This window comes from Escherichia albertii NBRC 107761 = DSM 17582 (assembly GCF_000759775.1).
Classification (GTDB): Bacteria; Pseudomonadota; Gammaproteobacteria; order Enterobacterales; family Enterobacteriaceae; genus Escherichia; species Escherichia albertii.
The window spans coordinates 15,356-31,861 of sequence record NZ_BBMY01000042.1; the positions used below are offsets into that span (position 1 = coordinate 15,356).

Consider the following 16,506-nt stretch of genomic DNA (forward strand, 5'->3'; position numbering starts at 1 on the left):
GTTACGGAGTATGGTATGATGCGCGCCTTTTTATTGATCTAAGCACGAAGACCCATGCGAATTCTGGCTATCGATACCGCGACAGAGGCCTGCTCTGTCGCATTGTGGAATGACGGTACTGTCAACGCTCATTTCGAGCTTTGTCCACGCGAACATACTCAACGAATCTTACCTATGGTGCAGGATATCCTGACCACCAGTGGAACCTCCCTGACTGACATAAATGCATTAGCCTACGGACGTGGTCCCGGTAGTTTTACCGGCGTACGTATAGGCATTGGCATTGCGCAAGGGCTGGCGCTTGGCGCTGAATTGCCGATGATTGGCGTTTCCACGCTAATGACGATGGCGCAAGGCGCATGGCGTAAAAACGGTGCGACCCGCGTGCTGGCTGCTATTGACGCGCGAATGGGCGAAGTTTACTGGGCCGAGTATCAGCGCGATGAAAATGGCGTCTGGCACGGTGAAGAAACAGAAGCAGTGCTGAAACCTGAATTAGTCCATGAGCGGATGCAACAGCTTTCCGGCGAATGGGTGACTGTGGGGACAGGCTGGCAAGCCTGGCCGGATCTCGGCAAAGAGAGCGGGCTGGTTTTGCGCGATGGTGAAGTGTTACTGCCCGCCGCAGAAGATATGCTGCCGATTGCCTGTCAGATGCTGGCTGAGGGTAAAACGGTGGCAGTGGAACACGCCGAACCGGTTTATTTACGTAACAACGTCGCGTGGAAGAAACTTCCGGGCAAAGAATGAATCTTAAGAGTATGCCCTGAGAAAAAGGAGTCGCATCATGGCGGTTCAAAAAAATGTAATCAAAGGCATACTGGCGAGTACGTTTGCGCTAATGCTGAGCGGCTGTGTCACCGTGCCGGATGCTATTAAAGGCAGTAGTCCAACGCCGCAACAAGATTTAGTTCGGGTGATGAGCGCGCCGCAACTGTACGTTGGTCAGGAGGCGCGCTTTGGCGGCAAAGTGGTCGCGGTGCAAAACCAACAAGGGAAAACCCGTCTGGAAATTGCCACCGTACCGCTTGATAGTGGCGCCAGACCAACACCTGGAGAACCGTCGCGCGGGCGCATTTATGCCGATGTGAATGGTTTTCTTGACCCGGTCGATTTCCGTGGGCAACTGGTGACGGTTGTCGGGCCAATCACCGGTACAGTAGACGGCAAAATTGGCAATACGCCGTACAAATTTATGGTTATGCAGGCAACGGGTTATAAACGTTGGCATTTGACCCAGCAGGTGATTATGCCGCCGCAGCCGATTGAACCGTGGTTTTATGGCGGACGCGGCTGGCCCTATGGCTATGGTGGATGGGGCTGGTATAATCCTGGGCCCGCGAGAGTAGAAACTGTTGTAACTGAGTAATTTCTTGTTTTTAAAGAAAAAGAAACAGCGGCTGGTCCGCTGTTTCTGCATTATTACGGTAAAGATAAAAATAAATAGTGACGCGCTTCGCAACCTTTTCGTTGGGGAATTATCAAGCTGGTATGATGAGTTAATATTATGTTAACAATATGTATGCCGCTTGGGGTTGCGATGACGACGAACACGCATTTTAGAGGTGAAGAATTGAAGAAGGTTTGGCTTAACCGTTATCCAGCGGATGTTCCGACGGAGATCAACCCTGACCGTTATCAATCTCTGGTAGATATGTTTGAGCAATCGGTCGCACGCTACGCCGATCAACCTGCGTTTGTGAATATGGGGGAGGTGATGACCTTCCGCAAGCTGGAAGAACGCAGCCGTGCGTTTGCCGCCTATTTGCAACAAGGGCTGGGGCTTAAAAAGGGCGATCGCGTTGCGTTAATGATGCCTAACTTATTGCAGTATCCGGTGGCGCTGTTCGGTATTCTCCGTGCCGGAATGATCGTTGTAAACGTTAACCCGTTATACACCCCGCGCGAACTTGAGCATCAGCTTAACGACAGCGGCGCATCGGCGATTGTTATCGTGTCTAACTTTGCTCACACACTGGAGAAAGTGGTTGATAAAACAGCCGTCCAGCACGTTATTTTGACGCGCATGGGTGATCAGCTCTCCACCGCAAAAGGCACGCTGGTTAACTTCGTGGTTAAATACATCAAGCGTCTGGTCCCCAAATATCATCTGCCAGATGCTATTTCGTTTCGCAGCGCCCTGCATAACGGTTATCGGATGCAATATGTCAAACCCGAACTGGTGCCGGAAGATTTAGCCTTCCTGCAATATACTGGCGGCACCACGGGGGTGGCGAAAGGAGCGATGCTGACTCACCGCAATATGCTGGCGAATCTGGAGCAGGTACACGCAACTTATGGGCCGTTGTTGCATCCGGGTAAAGAGCTGGTGGTGACCGCATTACCGCTGTATCACATTTTCGCTTTAACCATTAACTGTCTGCTGTTTATTGAACTGGGCGGGCAGAACCTGCTTATCACTAACCCGCGTGATATTCCGGGGCTGGTCAAAGAATTAGCGAAATACCCGTTTACCGCTATTACCGGCGTCAACACATTGTTTAACGCCTTGCTGAACAATAAAGAGTTCCAACAACTGGATTTCTCCAGTTTGCATCTTTCTGCTGGCGGCGGTATGCCCGTTCAACAGGTGGTGGCTGAACGTTGGGTGAAACTGACCGGACAGTATCTGCTGGAAGGTTATGGTTTAACCGAATGTGCGCCGCTGGTAAGCGTTAATCCGTACGACATTGATTATCACAGCGGCAGCATCGGCTTACCTGTGCCGTCGACGGAAGCCCGACTGGTGGATGATGACGACAATGAAGTACCGCCGGGGCAGCCGGGGGAACTTTGTGTCAAAGGTCCACAGGTGATGCTGGGTTACTGGCAGCGCCCGGATGCCACCGATGAAATCATCAAAAATGGTTGGCTTCATACTGGCGATATCGCGGTGATGGACGAAGAGGGTTTCCTGCGCATTGTCGATCGTAAAAAAGACATGATTCTGGTTTCCGGTTTTAACGTCTATCCCAATGAGATTGAAGATGTTGTTATGCAGCATCCTGGCGTACAGGAGGTGGCTGCCGTTGGCGTGCCTTCCGGTTCCAGCGGCGAAGCCGTGAAAATCTTTGTGGTGAAGAAAGATCCATCGCTCACTGACGAGTCGCTGGTGACCTTTTGCCGTCGCCAGCTTACGGGTTATAAGGTGCCAAAGCTGGTTGAATTTCGTGATGAGTTACCGAAATCAAACGTCGGAAAAATTTTGCGACGAGAATTACGTGACGAAGCACGTGGCAAAGTGGACAATAAAGCCTGAGCGTTAAGTCAGTCGTCAGACGCCGGTTAATCCGGCGTTTTTTTTGGCGCCCACTAAAGAGAATACAATTTGAATTACCAAATGATTACCACGGACGATGCGCTGGCTTCTTTGTGTGAAGCTGTCCGTGCCTTTCCGGCGATAGCCCTGGATACTGAATTTGTTCGTACGCGCACTTATTACCCACAATTGGGTTTGATTCAACTTTTTGATGGCGAACATCTCGCGCTGATCGATCCACTTGGGATCACTGACTGGTCGCCGCTGAAGGCGATACTGCGTGATCCGTCCATCACCAAATTCCTCCATGCGGGCAGTGAGGATCTGGAGGTCTTCCTCAACGTTTTTGGTGAGTTACCTCAACCTCTTATTGATACCCAAATCCTCGCGGCTTTCTGCGGTCGTCCGATGTCATGGGGCTTTGCTTCCATGGTGGAAGAGTATTCCGGCGTTACGCTGGATAAGAGCGAATCGCGCACCGACTGGCTGGCCAGACCATTGACGGAACGTCAGTGTGAATATGCGGCGGCGGACGTCCGGTATTTATTACCGATCACCACAAAACTGATGGCTGAAACCGAAGCCTCTGGCTGGCTCCCTGCCGCGCTGGATGAATGCCGCCTGATGCAAATCCGTCGTCAGGAAGTGCTGGCGCCGGAAGAGGCATGGCGTGATATCACGAATGCCTGGCAGTTGCGTACGCGCCAACTGGCGTGTCTGCAATTGTTAGCGGACTGGCGTCTGCGCAAGGCGCGGGAGCGCGATCTGGCGGTAAATTTTGTCGTTCGCGAAGAACATCTGTGGTCGGTAGCGCGCTATATGCCGGGCAGTTTGGGCGAACTGGATAGTCTGGGCTTATCCGGTAGCGAAATCCGTTTCCACGGTAAAACGCTGCTGGCGCTGGTGGAGAAAGCACAGGCATTGCCTGAAGACGCATTACCGCAGCCGATGCTTAATCTGATGGATATGCCTGGTTATCGTAAGGTGTTTAAGGCGATTAAATCGCTGATTACTGATGTGAGCGAAACGCACAAGATTAGCGCTGAATTGCTGGCATCGCGCCGACAGATAAATCAGTTGCTGAACTGGCACTGGAAGTTAAAACCGCAGAATAATTTGCCGGAGCTGATTTCCGGCTGGCGTGGTGAACTGATGGCGGAAGCATTACACAACTTATTGCAGGAATATCCGCAGTAAAATATTTGTAAGCCGGACTGGGCGCAACTAGCTTCGCATCCGGCTTCGGGTAAATAATTACAAATCCAGCACCAGTCGTTTACTCTTAGCGCGCGAACAGCAGATCAACATACTCTGCTGGCTGGCGCGCTCCTCATTACTGAAATACTGGTCCCGGTGGTCAGCCTCGCCTTCCAGAATTGCCGTTTCACAAGTACCACATATTCCTTCACGACATAAACATTCTACTTTTGCCGCTTTATTACTCTCTATGACCTGCAAAATGGTCATCTCTTTCGGCACCACAAACTCTTTTCCAGAGCGGGCAAGTACCAGTGTAAATGCATCGCCAGTTTTGTCTTCAATTGTAAACTGCTCAAAATGCAGCGTATCAGCGGCGATCCCCAGACGAGCAGCTTCATTTTTCACGGCATCATTTAACGCTGTTGGACCACAGGTGTAGATATGCGTGCCCGGTGCAATATCCGCTAACAAACGTGCTAACTCCAGGCGTGTACCGTCTGATGAGTGATGCAAATGAATTTTATCTGCCTGTGGATGTCGGTTTAATTCATCACGGAATGCACAACTCTCCGGGTTCCGCGAACAGTAATGTAACCGCCAGTCGATGTTGCTTTGTTGTAACTCGCCAAGATGCGACAGGAAAGGGGTGATGCCAATGCCGCCGGCGATAAACAGATGTTTATGTGCCGAAGGGGCCAGTGCAAACAGATTATTCGGCGTCGAAATAGTCAACCGATCGCCTGATTTAACCTGATGATGCAAGAAGCGCGAACCGCCGCGTGAATTTTCTTCCAGTCGAACGGCAATCTGATAACAAGAAGCGTCGTGCGGCGAACTTAACAATGAATACGCATTGCTGTACTGGTTATCTTCATCCCCCATCTGCACAATGATATGACTTCCACCGCTGAACGCAGGCAGCAGTTTGCCATCGGGAGAAACCAGGGTGAAACGTTTAACCTCGTTGGTAAGTTGCTCAATCTTGCTCACCTGAACTTCAAACATTCGATATTCTGACATTGCTGTACTCCATCAAAAATCAGCCCGGCGGCGGGAATAACCGCCGCCGATGTCATCAGTCTTTAAACACCTGTGCCAGCAGGTTGTGAAAATGAGCGATGCCATGTTCAGAAATCCCGCTACCGCTGCTGTCGGCCATGATGCGACCTTGCCCGCGATATCCGCGAGACTTCAGCCCTTTCTGTACGCTTTTCACCAGACGTAAATCTTCCGGGCGGAAGACATCGCGATACCATTCAATCAGCGATTTTTGTTCATCAGTGAGTTCTTCATTGGTGAAGTAAATATCGTAATTTTGCAGGGTGGTTTCCGAATCAACAGGAAATTCATAAATCACAGTCATCATTCCTTTGATCGGCGTGACGTTTAACATGGTGCACGGCCACAGCCAGAAACCATGGAATGCCGCGTCCGTACCTTCTTCAAATTTAAAAGACTGTTCGGACGGTTTGGCGAAGCCGTATTGCAGCGTCCAGTTGCCGTGCATCGTGTGCCAGTAGCGGTCAACCTGAACGGAGTCGGAGAATCCAGGGTGCGCCGGACCACAGTGATAGCACTCGAGATAGTTATCGACAATGTTCTTCCAGTTGGCGGGGGTGCGAGTGGTGAAGCGGGCTGCCAGTTTCAGGTCGTGCACTTCCGGGCAGGCTTCAATGACTTTTGCCGCCAGCCCCGGTAGTTGATCTTCTACGCTGGTCGCATTGGGGTTCATGTTGATGAAGACGAATCCGGCATACTCTTCCAGGCGCACCGGGACCAGTTGTGCTTTTTCACTATCGAAATTAGCGACGTTTTCACAGTTACGCGCATGAGCCAGGTTACCATCAAGTTTGAATGCCCAGGCGTGATATGGACAAGTAATCACATTTTTCGCTTTCCCTTCACCGCTCAATAACTGATGACCACGGTGTGGGCAAACGTTATAGAACGCGCGCAGAACTTTATCGCGTCCGCGCACCAGTACGATACTTTCTCCAATGATTTCGCGTGTTACATAATCATTGGCATTCGCCAGTTCGCTACTGTGGGCGACGCAAATCCAGCTTTTTGCGAAGACGTTTTCTTTTTCGTGCTCAAAGGCGTTCTGGTCAGTATAGAAACGGGCCGGAATGGTCCACGCATCCTGAGGATTGGCGCAAAAATTTTCTGGTAGAACTAAGTCAGGGCTCAGATTGCTCATAGGGATACCTTTATCGTTAGGATGATGGCGCTCAGTTGTCGCCTTTGAATACGGTTTCTGCCGGGATAGCCGGTGTCTTTTCTGACGTGATGACCGGTGTTTGCGGGAGATAATTTTCAATTTGATGGGCAGGAATATCGGCATAATCCTGTTTTAACCAGCGAATTAATCCGCCTACTTTCACCAATAAAATAGCGAGGAAGGGAAGGGCGGTGAGCACCACGGTGGTTTTCATCGTTTCCAGTAAGGCGCCAGTAAATAAGATCGAAAGTGGGATCAGGGTAATCACTACGCACCAGAAAAGACGCAGTCCACGATCGGGATCGTCGCCTTCCTGAAGATTGCGCGTGCTGGTGGCTGCCATGGTATAGGCCACCGCGTCCATATGGGAGGCGAGGAAAATAATCATCACGCCCAGATAGGCGGCGAGGAACAATTTACCGGCGGGTAATGACATCAGAACTTGTTGCACAGCAGTTTCACCGCCCAGCGTTTCCAGCACTTGCGGGACGTTGATCACGCCTTTAACGAACTGGTGAATGGCATAGCTTTCCATCACACCGAAGAAGAACCAGCAACCGACGGTGCTCCCAAGGATAAGTCCCCAGATAACTTCTTTAATCTTACGACCACGCGAAACACGGGTGACGAACATTGCTACGCCGGGCGTGTAAGAGATCCACCAGAGCCAGTAAAAAACGGTCCAGTTGCGGGTGAACGAACCATCGCCGAGCGGATCGGTAAACAAACTCATTTGCAGGAAGTTTTGTGTGGTCAGACCGATGGCATTGATGATGCTGTTGGTAATAAATTCTGTTGGGCCAATAATCAGAACCAACAATGGCAGCAGGAACGCACCCCAGCCCACCATTTTGCTCAGACGCTGCAAACCGTTGTTGATACCAATCCACGAGCTAAGGCAAAAAATGCCGCCGGAAAGCAGGATCACAAAGGCCTGTACGGTGAAGTTATCTGGTAGACCGGTTAGCGCGGAAAGTCCGCGAGTAAAGGTTGCCGCTGTCACCACCAGAGAAATAGTCAACGCGCCGACAGTGGCGATCAGGAACATCAAATCAACCAGTCTTCCCCACGGCCCTTGCGGACTAACGCCCGTAATAGCAGCAATAATGCCTGAAAGGCTCAGGCCTTTATTTTTCCGTACATGAAAGTGATAGGCCATGATTAAAGAGGCCAGCGTATAGGTAGCCCAGGCGCTGATACCCCAGTGGAAGAAGGAGTAGGGAACGCTAAATTCGAGCGCCTGTTGCGAACGCGGTGTAATGTTCAAACCCGGTGTTTGGTAATAATAGGCCCATTCCGCGACCCCCCAATAAAGAGTGGAGGAGCCCAATCCGGCGCAAATAAACATAAACAGCCAGGAGAGCGTGCTGTATTCCGGCTTACCCTCGCCAAGACGAATATTGCCGTATTTGCTGGTGGCTAAATAAATCACTAACCCCATAGCCAGTAAAACTAATACCTGAACGGCAGAACCTAACATGCGGGTGACAAAGCTAAATATTGTGTTTGCCGCATCTGCGGACTGTTGTGGGAAAAGGCTTAATGTCGCTGCGATGAAAAGAATAGCCACCAGGCTGATGGCAATCAGCGGCAAATCTTTTTTCTTAACGTTGCTCATTATGAGTCATCTCCTGGGCATAAAAGCCCGTCGCTGGCTTTTGCCAGTTGTAATTATGTGCAGGGTAATGAATCGTCTGTTGTGTTTAACAAATTGATTATTTGCATGCTACATAAATTAAACAATTAAGAATACGGAAAGCCATAAAACACGAAACGGAAACAATAAAAGGTGAAATCGCGCAGGTTATTTACTGTAAAGAGTGAATAAAAAAACCGCGTCAGTGACGCGGTTCAAATAAACTGGTTTGACCTTAACGGAAAATAACCTCGCAAATTGCGTCAGCAACTTGTGGTGTGGTGGCATTACCTTTCATGTCCGGTGTTTTCGGCCCGTGAGCAATGACTTCTTCAATTGCCGCCAGAATACCATTATGTGCTTGCTGGAATCGTTCATCGCCATTACCGAGGAAATCCAGCATCATTGCACCGGCCCAAATAGTCGCGATAGGGTTGGCAATATTTTTACCGTAAATATCGGGCGCAGAACCGTGAACCGGCTCGAAAAGCGACGGGAAGTTTCGTTCTGGATTCAGGTTGGCGGAAGGGGCAATGCCGATTGTGCCGGTACAGGCCGGACCAAGGTCGGAAAGAATGTCGCCAAATAAATTAGACGCTACCACGACATCAAAGCGTTCCGGTTGCATCACAAAACGTGCACAAAGAATATCGATATGCTGTTTATCCCAGCGGATCTCCGGGTAATTTTCTGCCATTGCTGCAACACGCTCATCCCAGTAAGGCATGCTGATGGCCAAACCGTTAGATTTCGTGGCGGAAGTGAGAGTCTTGCGCGGGCGGCTTTGCGCTAATTCGAAGGCATAACGCAAAATACGGTCGACGCCACGGCGGGTAAATACTGATTCCTGAATAACAACTTCATGCTCTGTGCCTTCGTTCAGGCGGCCTCCCAGCGATGAGTACTCACCTTCCGTGTTCTCGCGTACAACGTAAAAATCGATCTCGCCAGGCTGTTTATCGACCAGTGGGCAGGGGACGCCAGGAAAAAGGCGAACCGGGCGCAGGTTGACGTACTGGTCAAACTCACGACGAAATTTTAGCAGCGATCCCCACAACGAAATATGGTCAGGAACCGTATCCGGCCAGCCGACGGCGCCGAAGTAGATAGCGTCGAACTCGCTGAGTTGCTCATGCCAGTCGTCCGGCATCATTTTGCCGTGATGGCGGTAATACTCGCAGCTTGCCCATTCCATTTGCTCAAAGCTTAAGGCGAAGCCCCAGCGTTTAGCGGCAGCCTGTAAAACACGAATCCCTTCAGGAAGGACTTCTTTACCGATCCCATCTCCGGGGATTGCAGCGATACGAAATGTTTTCATCATTGGGTTCTCACTTCCTGACCATCAAAATTGACAATGTCACCATCCTATAATTGACTGTTCAGGAATTAATCCCCGCAACTGGTGAAACATAAAACACGAATCATGAATAATTTACCGCTGCTGAACGATTTGCGCGTCTTTATGCTGGTCGCTCGTCGGGCTGGTTTTGCCGCCGTTGCTGAAGAGCTGGGCGTTTCTCCTGCTTTCGTCAGCAAGCGCATCGCCTTGCTGGAACAAACGTTGAATGTGGTGCTATTACATCGTACTACCCGACGCGTCACTATCACTGAAGAAGGTGAGCGGATTTATGAATGGGCACAGCGCATATTGCAGGATGTCGGGCAGATGATGGATGAGCTTTCTGATGTTCGCCAGGTACCACAGGGAATGTTGCGGATTATCAGTAGCTTTGGCTTTGGACGGCAGGTCGTCGCCCCGGCGCTGTCGGCGCTGGCGAAAGCATATCCACAACTGGAGTTACGTTTTGATGTCGAAGACCGCCTGGTCGATTTGGTCAATGAAGGCGTCGATCTGGATATTCGTATTGGCGATGATATCGCCCCCAATTTAATCGCCCGTAAACTGGCGACAAATTACCGTATTCTCTGCGCGTCACCGGAGTTTATTGCGCAACATGGCTTGCCGAAGCATTTAACGGATCTTTCTGCATTACCGTGTCTGGTCATTAAAGAGCGCGATCATCCGTTTGGCGTCTGGCAATTGCATAATAAAGACGGTCATCATGCGATTAAAGTCACCGGCCCGCTGTCGTCCAATCATGGTGAAATTGTGCATCAGTGGTGTCTCGATGGTCAGGGGATTGCTCTGCGATCCTGGTGGGATGTTAGCGAAAATATCGCCAGCGGCCATTTGTTGCAGGTATTGCCAGAGTATTACCAACCCGCAAATGTCTGGGCGGTATATGTTTCGCGACTGGCTACGTCAGCGAAGGTGCGGATTACGGTTGAATTTTTGCGTCAGTATTTTGCCCGCCACCATCCGAATTTTTCACTGGGTCAGGGGTGATTAATAATTCAATTGTCTGGTTATTGTCAGGTTTAAACCTGATTTTCTCCTTTCTTACCCGTTGCGGATTGGTTAGCATATTCGTCTTTACTCGCGCGTGATTCACAGATAATAAAAGAGGTTGATGTGTTCGCTGAATACGGGGTGCTGAATTACTGGACCTATCTGGCGGGAGCCATTTTTATCGTGTTGGTACCTGGGCCAAATACGCTGTTTGTGCTGAAAAATAGCGTCAGCAGTGGGGTAAAAGGCGGTTATCTTGCTGCCTGTGGCGTATTTATTGGCGATGCGGTATTGATGTTTCTCGCATGGGCAGGTGTTGCAACATTAATTAAGACCACGCCGATATTATTTAATATTGTACGTTATCTCGGTGCATTTTATTTGCTCTATCTGGGGAGCAAAATTCTCTACGCGACCCTGAAGGGGAAAAATAGCGAGGCTAAATCCGATGAGCCACAATACGGGGCCATCTTCAAGCGTGCGTTAATTTTGAGCCTGACCAATCCGAAAGCCATTTTGTTTTATGTGTCGTTTTTCGTGCAGTTTATCGACGTTAATGCGCCGCATACCGGGATTTCATTCTTTATCCTGGCGACGACACTGGAGCTGGTAAGCTTCTGTTATTTGAGTTTCCTGATTATTTCCGGCGCATTCGTCACGCAATACATTCGTACTAAAAAGAAACTGGCAAAAGTAGGCAACTCGCTGATCGGTCTGATGTTTGTCGGTTTTGCTGCACGGCTGGCAACACTACAATCTTAATTCTCCCCGCCCGCGATTTCGCGGGCTTCCCGTCTGAAATTCACCTCAATTTATTGTTGATATGATGCTAAAAAATAACCAATAAATGGTATTTAAAATGCAAATTATCAGGCGTACCCTGAAATGGCTGGAATGAACCGTTTTCAGCGCATTTACCTAAGGAGGGAAAAGAATGCTGCAAATCCCACAAAATTATATTCATACGCGCTCGACACCTTTCTGGAATAAACAAACGGCGCCAGCCGGAATATTCGAACGTCATCTTGATAAAGGAACGCGTCCAGGAGTTTATCCGCGGTTATCCGTTATGCATGGGGCGGTCAAATATCTCGGTTATGCCGATGAGCACAGCGCAGAGCCCGATCAGGTGATTCTCATTGAAGCAGGGCAGTTTGCGGTGTTTCCGCCAGAAAAGTGGCACAACATTGAAGCCATGACTGATGATACTTATTTCAACATTGACTTCTTCGTTGCTCCCGAAGTCCTGATGGAAGGCGCAAAACAGCGGAAAGTCATTCGTAGCGGGAAATGAATTGTATGAGTAAAGCAACATATACCGTAACCGTCACCAATAACAGTAATGGCGTCTCTGTCGATTATGAAACTGAGACGCCGATGACATTGCTGGTGCCAGAAGTGGCGGCTGAAGTGATAAAAGATCTGGTGAATACCGTGCGCTCTTATGACACGGAAAACGAACATGATGTTTGTGGTTGGTAATTATTGAACAAAGGCTGCTTGCGGGCAGCCTTTGCTTTTACAGATGCGGTATTACCACCATCCCAGTTCAGTACCGAGGACGACAATAATTGCCATACCCATCATTATAATTGTTGTTTTTTTCATCTTTATGCTCCAGGGGCAGCATAGCCGCCAATAAAAAACCACGCTAAAAATGTGACTGCCGTAATAAAGATCACGACAGGAAAAATAATACCGATTCGCATGTTATCACCAAAGAAAAGGATGTGAATACGCTTCAGGAATGCAAAGCTGAATGCGCGACAAAAGGTGTTTTCTCTTTGTGTTTTTTCTCCTGATACATCGCAACATCGGCTGCATGTAAGGCGCTGTCGGCATCGGTTGTTTCAGGATCCACTTCAACTATGCCAAGGCTGGCGCCAGGGTAAAACAGGTTAATATCGCCTAAGCGGTACTCGCCACGTATTTGCTGTTCAATACGTCCCCGCAATGACGGGATATTGGCATTTTCATCAGCCAGAGAAACGACCAGAAATTCATCCCCGCCGAGACGACCGATAATTTCGCCATTCTGATGCAGCGTATTAAGACGTTCGCCAACCTGAATAAGAAACAGATCGCCAGCATTATGACCGAAACGATCATTGATTAATTTAAAGTTATCCAGATCAATAAAAGCAATAATCGCCTTACATTTCAGGTGGCGGGCGAGAGAAAACAGCGTCGTCAGATTATCAAAAATCGCCCGTCGATTCGGTAGGCCCGTCAAAGCGTCGGTATAAGATTGTGCAATCAGAGCGGCATTGGCTTCACGCAATTGCTCAACCAGAGCCTCTTTTTGAATGTATTGCGCAATCAGTCCGGCGAATAGCTGCAAAACTTGCTCTGCCCGTTCGCTCCACGGGCGTTTTTCACTGCTGGCCGCACAAAGCGTGCCATAAAATGAGCCGTCAGGTAAATGAACCGGCGTGCTTAGAAAAGTGGTGATCCCCAGATTGCGCGCGGCGATGCAATCTCCCCAACGGTCGGGAACGTCATCACTAAAAAAGCAATTTTCGTCGATAGCGCGTTTGCACAAAGAATAATCCCAGCAGACGGAAAAATTCTCCGGGATGTGCATTTTCTGGCTGTTACGGGCAAACATAATGTGTTGCAGACGTGCTTCGATGTCCACTTTGGTGAGATACGTCGACTCCATATCCGTGACCATTTCCAGCATTTCCAGAAGTTGCCGAACCAGACTTTCCAGAGACTGTTCTTTAGCGAGTGACTGCGAGACGCGGGCAATGATCTGATCTGACACGAAAGAACTCCAGAATGGCAGGTATTGTGCTGAAAATTTAATCTTTACAGGTATGATAAATCATCACCATAAAAGATGAAACTAAACAAAATATATTTTAACTGAATGCAAGAGAAATAGTTCTGCAAAACAAAACGATACCGGGATACTCTTAGGTGCAGATAAACGTATGAGATCAACTATGAAAATTATCAGTTTTGCTTTTCCGTGCTTGCTAATCCTGTCGGGTTGTTCAACGTCTTCTCAGCCTGATGCGCCAAAACCGCCGTATGTCGGCATGGCAAATCCTGCTTCAGTTTATTGCCAGCAAAAGGGCGGTACGCTTATTCCCGTGCAGACACCGCAAGGAGTCAGCAACAATTGTAAATTACCGAACGGTGAAACGATTGATGAATGGGCATTGTGGCGGCGGGATCATCCGGCTGGTGAAAAATAACCGCCGGATGCCGGACTAAAATCACAAGTTACGTAGCCAGTCGGCCAGCACCAGCGCATGGTTCTGCGTGGTGTTTTTTGCCGAGTAGAGTAGGGTCAGCGGCTGTTTGTTGGCGATGGCCGCCAGCCGTTTCCCTTCTTGCTCGTGTTGCGCCAGTTCTGCAATATACTGTTCGCGAAAGGCATTAAAATCGATCACTTCGCCATGAAAAGCTTTGCGCAGTTCAGTTGATGGAGTGATGGTTTTGTTCCACTCATCAAGTGCCAGATCTGTTTTCTTAATACCGCGTGGCCAGAGACGATCAACCAGTACGCGATAGCCATCGCTCGGTTCAGCCGGATCATAGACGCGTTTACACTGAATACTCATCGTGTTTGTTCTCCCTTTCACGCATGATGTGCCAGATACTATAGCACTTTGTGTTAGCCGCGTTTTCGTTGCTCTGGGTACTGAGTCCGAAAACAGTCTACTGTTTCCCGACAATCAGAGATACCAGACCGGCGGCAATAAGCGGACCGACTGGCACACCGCGAAAAAGCGCCACGCCTAAAACCGTGCCCACCAACAATCCGGCGACCAGTTGCGGTTGGTTACCCATTAAGGTCACGCCGCGCCCGCCAAGCCAGGAAACCATTACCCCCACGGCAATAGCGACAACTGATTTCCAGTTCAGAAACGAGTGAATAAGCGTGGACGGGGGCAGCGTTCCGCTGGCTATTGGGGCCATAACGCCGATGGTCAGAATAATTATCCCGATGCTCAACCCTTGTTTTTCAATCCACGGGAAAAAGGTACTCAATGGTGTGACGCGGACAATGATTAATACCAGAATTGAAACGGCGACAGTCGTGTTATGGCTGATAAAGCCTAGCGCAGCTAATCCGAGCAGGATCAGCAAAGTGACATCAAACATCGTGGTTTCCTTGCCAAAAAATAATAAGCCTGCTTACTTTACGCTTGCTGTAGAAAGGTAGTAGAAAATATTTACGTATTTTGCATAAAAATCAGGCGAATTGTCATTAAATTGCCATTTGCGCAAGTTAACAATAACGTGAAAACAGTTATCTCCGGGGGTAATACCATGAACGATCAAATGTTCGTTGAGACACTGATTATCACGTCATCGTTTCTGACTATTGCATTCGTGCTGGTGATGTCCGTTCTGCTTCTTGAACGGACCCGTTAATTATGCAGTACGACGGAAGTTGACCAGTTCTGGTTGCGCAATGCGTAAATAATCCGCAGTGTTCAGTATGATGGATTTATTCAGCATGCCGGCATTGAAGGCGATTTCATCGAATCGCTCGAAGAGCAGTGGGTCAGCCACAAGTTTGAGTTTTGGATGGAAACTAAAAGGTGGAATAGCACCGAAGACGCAGCCTGTTAGTTCATCGACCTCCGCTGGACTGGCCAGCGAAGCGCGTAACCCGCCAATATGGCTGGCGAGCTGGCTAAGGTCGGCTTGTTGATCGGCAGCGAGAATCGCCAGAACATGTTGATTCACGCCATTACCTTTTACTTTACATACCAGGGCTTTGGCGCCCTGGCCCAGAGCGGTACCACGAATCTCGGACACCGCTTCACATTTGCCCACCGCTTCGTGAGTAATAACGCGGAAGTTAGCGCCTTCTTGTGATAATAAAGCGATTAATCGCTGATGCGTCGCGCTTCCTTTAGCCATTTCAGTCATTTCACGCTCCTGAGATTATTACCAAACCACCCCGGAAGATTATCATGAACGACTGTTTTTGTTTTGCTTATTGACATACAAACGTTCATCAGAAGCTTTATATGCATCATGTAACGTATCGTTTTCTTTCATCGCGTAAATACCCGAAGAGAAACCGATCTCTTTCTGTGGGGCAATGTGCTGCAACCGTTTTTCGATACGTTCAGGCAATTGTGCTGCTGTGTGCGGCGTTGAATCGACCAGAATGATGCAAAATTCATCACCGCCCAGGCGGATGGCATAATCGCTTTTACGAATAGACTGTTTGATTGCCTGAGCTAACAAAGTAATCGCTAAATCCCCTTCCTGATGGCCAAGGGTGTCATTAATTTGCTTTAACTTGTCCATGTCAATGGCAATAAACATTACTGCAGAGCCCGCCTGCACCAGACGCTGTAAGCGCTGCTCCAGTTCTGGCGTTAATATCTTACGGTTATACAGCCCGGTCATTGCGTCACTGATATTTTCACGTTTTACGTTTTGGTATAGCCGGAAGTGCATGCGTACCATATTGAGTAATATCAATGCTGTTAACAGCCAGAATGCGACGCTTTTCCACGATGATGTAACAAAATAAAGAATGTCAATGGATAACGTGACGCGAATACCGCCCGGCAAATCATGGACATAATCTACGTACTGGAACAGATTATCTTCACTTTGATTGATGATAATATCCCGGCCCGAGTCCAGATCTGTCAGAGTAACATTGAGAAAACGCCAGAGAAGCGGGCGATCGTGAGTGTAAAAAATATTCCGCAGATTGTTCTTACTTATATCCAGCAGAACAATGCCTTTTAGATCCCCTGATACATAAACCGGGGTGAGCAAACTCATTACGTTCTGTTTGGTGCGCTGATCCTGATAAATACTCGACAGCACGGTGCGCCCAGTAAATACCTTTTCGG

At 49.0% G+C, this 16,506-nt stretch carries 21 protein-coding genes; 10 read left to right on the forward strand and 11 right to left on the reverse strand.

What is annotated here, in order from left to right:
• The first annotated feature begins 54 nt into the window (after positions 1 to 54).
• The 4 genes from tsaB to rnd all read left to right on the forward strand — a co-directional run bounded on the left by tsaB (position 55) and on the right by rnd (position 4,456).
• The gene (gene tsaB / locus EA14781_RS09785) at positions 55 to 750 is read left to right on the forward strand and encodes a tRNA (adenosine(37)-N6)-threonylcarbamoyltransferase complex dimerization subunit type 1 TsaB (protein WP_001220992.1); all 696 of its coding nucleotides are present in this window, start codon (positions 55 to 57) and stop codon (positions 748 to 750) included.
• 37 nt (positions 751 to 787) lie between these two features.
• Positions 788 to 1,369, forward strand: a complete 582-nt coding sequence (gene yeaY / locus EA14781_RS09790) for a Slp family lipoprotein YeaY (protein WP_000290583.1) — start codon at positions 788 to 790, stop codon at positions 1,367 to 1,369.
• Between the two features lie 204 nt (positions 1,370 to 1,573).
• The gene (gene fadD, locus EA14781_RS09795) at positions 1,574 to 3,259 is read left to right on the forward strand and encodes a long-chain-fatty-acid--CoA ligase FadD (protein WP_077629430.1); all 1,686 of its coding nucleotides are present in this window, start codon (positions 1,574 to 1,576) and stop codon (positions 3,257 to 3,259) included.
• An 81-nt stretch (positions 3,260 to 3,340) separates the two neighbouring features.
• Positions 3,341 to 4,456, forward strand: coding sequence for a ribonuclease D (gene rnd / locus EA14781_RS09800; RefSeq protein ID WP_024164812.1), 1,116 nt, complete (start codon positions 3,341 to 3,343; stop codon positions 4,454 to 4,456).
• Between the two features lie 57 nt (positions 4,457 to 4,513).
• Here the strand turns inward: rnd and yeaX are convergent, their stop codons facing one another.
• The 4 genes from yeaX to dmlA all read right to left on the reverse strand — a co-directional run bounded on the left by yeaX (position 4,514) and on the right by dmlA (position 9,637).
• On the reverse strand, positions 4,514 to 5,479 hold the full coding sequence (yeaX, locus tag EA14781_RS09805; RefSeq protein ID WP_000006230.1) for a carnitine monooxygenase reductase subunit YeaX: 966 nt from the start codon (positions 5,477 to 5,479) through the stop codon (positions 4,514 to 4,516).
• A 55-nt stretch (positions 5,480 to 5,534) separates the two neighbouring features.
• Positions 5,535 to 6,659, reverse strand: a complete 1,125-nt coding sequence (gene yeaW / locus EA14781_RS09810) for a carnitine monooxygenase, oxygenase subunit YeaW (protein ID WP_000067843.1) — start codon at positions 6,657 to 6,659, stop codon at positions 5,535 to 5,537.
• A 31-nt stretch (positions 6,660 to 6,690) separates the two neighbouring features.
• Positions 6,691 to 8,301, reverse strand: coding sequence for a BCCT family transporter YeaV (gene yeaV / locus EA14781_RS09815; RefSeq protein ID WP_024164811.1), 1,611 nt, complete (start codon positions 8,299 to 8,301; stop codon positions 6,691 to 6,693).
• 250 nt (positions 8,302 to 8,551) lie between these two features.
• Positions 8,552 to 9,637 (reverse strand): multifunctional D-malate/3-isopropylmalate/tartarate dehydrogenase, encoded by a 1,086-nt coding sequence (gene dmlA / locus EA14781_RS09820; RefSeq protein ID WP_000978298.1) that lies wholly within the window; start codon positions 9,635 to 9,637, stop codon positions 8,552 to 8,554.
• Between the two features lie 102 nt (positions 9,638 to 9,739).
• Here dmlA and dmlR point away from each other — a divergent pair, with 102 nt between their 5' ends.
• The 4 genes from dmlR (at position 9,740) to EA14781_RS09840 (ending at position 12,148) form a co-directional block, all read left to right on the forward strand.
• Entirely contained in the window at positions 9,740 to 10,663 is a 924-nt protein-coding gene (gene dmlR, locus EA14781_RS09825) for a DNA-binding transcriptional regulator DmlR (RefSeq protein ID WP_002462286.1), read from the forward strand.
• Positions 10,664 to 10,789: 126 nt separating this feature from the next.
• Entirely contained in the window at positions 10,790 to 11,428 is a 639-nt protein-coding gene (gene leuE / locus EA14781_RS09830; protein WP_000457183.1) for a leucine efflux protein LeuE, read from the forward strand.
• A gap of 172 nt (positions 11,429 to 11,600) precedes the next feature.
• The gene (gene yeaR / locus EA14781_RS09835; RefSeq protein WP_000939315.1) at positions 11,601 to 11,960 is read left to right on the forward strand and encodes a DUF1971 domain-containing protein YeaR; all 360 of its coding nucleotides are present in this window, start codon (positions 11,601 to 11,603) and stop codon (positions 11,958 to 11,960) included.
• A 5-nt stretch (positions 11,961 to 11,965) separates the two neighbouring features.
• A complete protein-coding gene (locus EA14781_RS09840; protein WP_002462282.1) occupies positions 11,966 to 12,148 on the forward strand; it encodes a DUF1869 domain-containing protein in 183 nt (60 codons plus the stop codon).
• 51 nt (positions 12,149 to 12,199) lie between these two features.
• Here the strand turns inward: EA14781_RS09840 and yoaJ are convergent, their stop codons facing one another.
• From yoaJ to EA14781_RS09850, 3 genes are read right to left on the reverse strand one after another with little or no spacing between them, the layout of a single operon-like run.
• On the reverse strand, positions 12,200 to 12,274 hold the full coding sequence (gene yoaJ, locus EA14781_RS24260) for a protein YoaJ (protein WP_077776598.1): 75 nt from the start codon (positions 12,272 to 12,274) through the stop codon (positions 12,200 to 12,202).
• Between the two features lie 2 nt (positions 12,275 to 12,276).
• On the reverse strand, positions 12,277 to 12,375 hold the full coding sequence (locus EA14781_RS09845) for a YoaK family small membrane protein (protein WP_025238893.1): 99 nt from the start codon (positions 12,373 to 12,375) through the stop codon (positions 12,277 to 12,279).
• Between the two features lie 32 nt (positions 12,376 to 12,407).
• Positions 12,408 to 13,433 (reverse strand): sensor domain-containing diguanylate cyclase, encoded by a 1,026-nt coding sequence (locus EA14781_RS09850; protein WP_010341519.1) that lies wholly within the window; start codon positions 13,431 to 13,433, stop codon positions 12,408 to 12,410.
• 181 nt (positions 13,434 to 13,614) lie between these two features.
• Between EA14781_RS09850 and EA14781_RS09855 the strand changes: the two genes are divergently transcribed.
• The gene (locus EA14781_RS09855) at positions 13,615 to 13,869 is read left to right on the forward strand and encodes a putative hemolysin (RefSeq protein WP_000691901.1); all 255 of its coding nucleotides are present in this window, start codon (positions 13,615 to 13,617) and stop codon (positions 13,867 to 13,869) included.
• A 21-nt stretch (positions 13,870 to 13,890) separates the two neighbouring features.
• Here EA14781_RS09855 and EA14781_RS09860 read toward each other — a convergent pair whose 3' ends face one another.
• Entirely contained in the window at positions 13,891 to 14,238 is a 348-nt protein-coding gene (locus tag EA14781_RS09860; protein ID WP_002462278.1) for a DUF488 domain-containing protein, read from the reverse strand.
• A gap of 97 nt (positions 14,239 to 14,335) precedes the next feature.
• Positions 14,336 to 14,782, reverse strand: a complete 447-nt coding sequence (locus EA14781_RS09865) for a DUF441 domain-containing protein (protein WP_000460712.1) — start codon at positions 14,780 to 14,782, stop codon at positions 14,336 to 14,338.
• A 168-nt stretch (positions 14,783 to 14,950) separates the two neighbouring features.
• Between EA14781_RS09865 and yoaI the strand changes: the two genes are divergently transcribed.
• Positions 14,951 to 15,055 (forward strand): small membrane protein YoaI, encoded by a 105-nt coding sequence (gene yoaI, locus EA14781_RS09870; protein WP_042326924.1) that lies wholly within the window; start codon positions 14,951 to 14,953, stop codon positions 15,053 to 15,055.
• On the opposite strand, the gene yeaK is transcribed toward yoaI, so the two are convergent.
• Positions 15,056 to 15,559, reverse strand: coding sequence for a mischarged aminoacyl-tRNA deacylase (gene yeaK / locus EA14781_RS09875; RefSeq protein ID WP_000138035.1), 504 nt, complete (start codon positions 15,557 to 15,559; stop codon positions 15,056 to 15,058).
• A gap of 42 nt (positions 15,560 to 15,601) precedes the next feature.
• A partial coding sequence (locus EA14781_RS09880; RefSeq protein WP_042335568.1) for a GAPES1 domain-containing protein occupies positions 15,602 to 16,506 on the reverse strand: 905 nt, incomplete at its 5' end.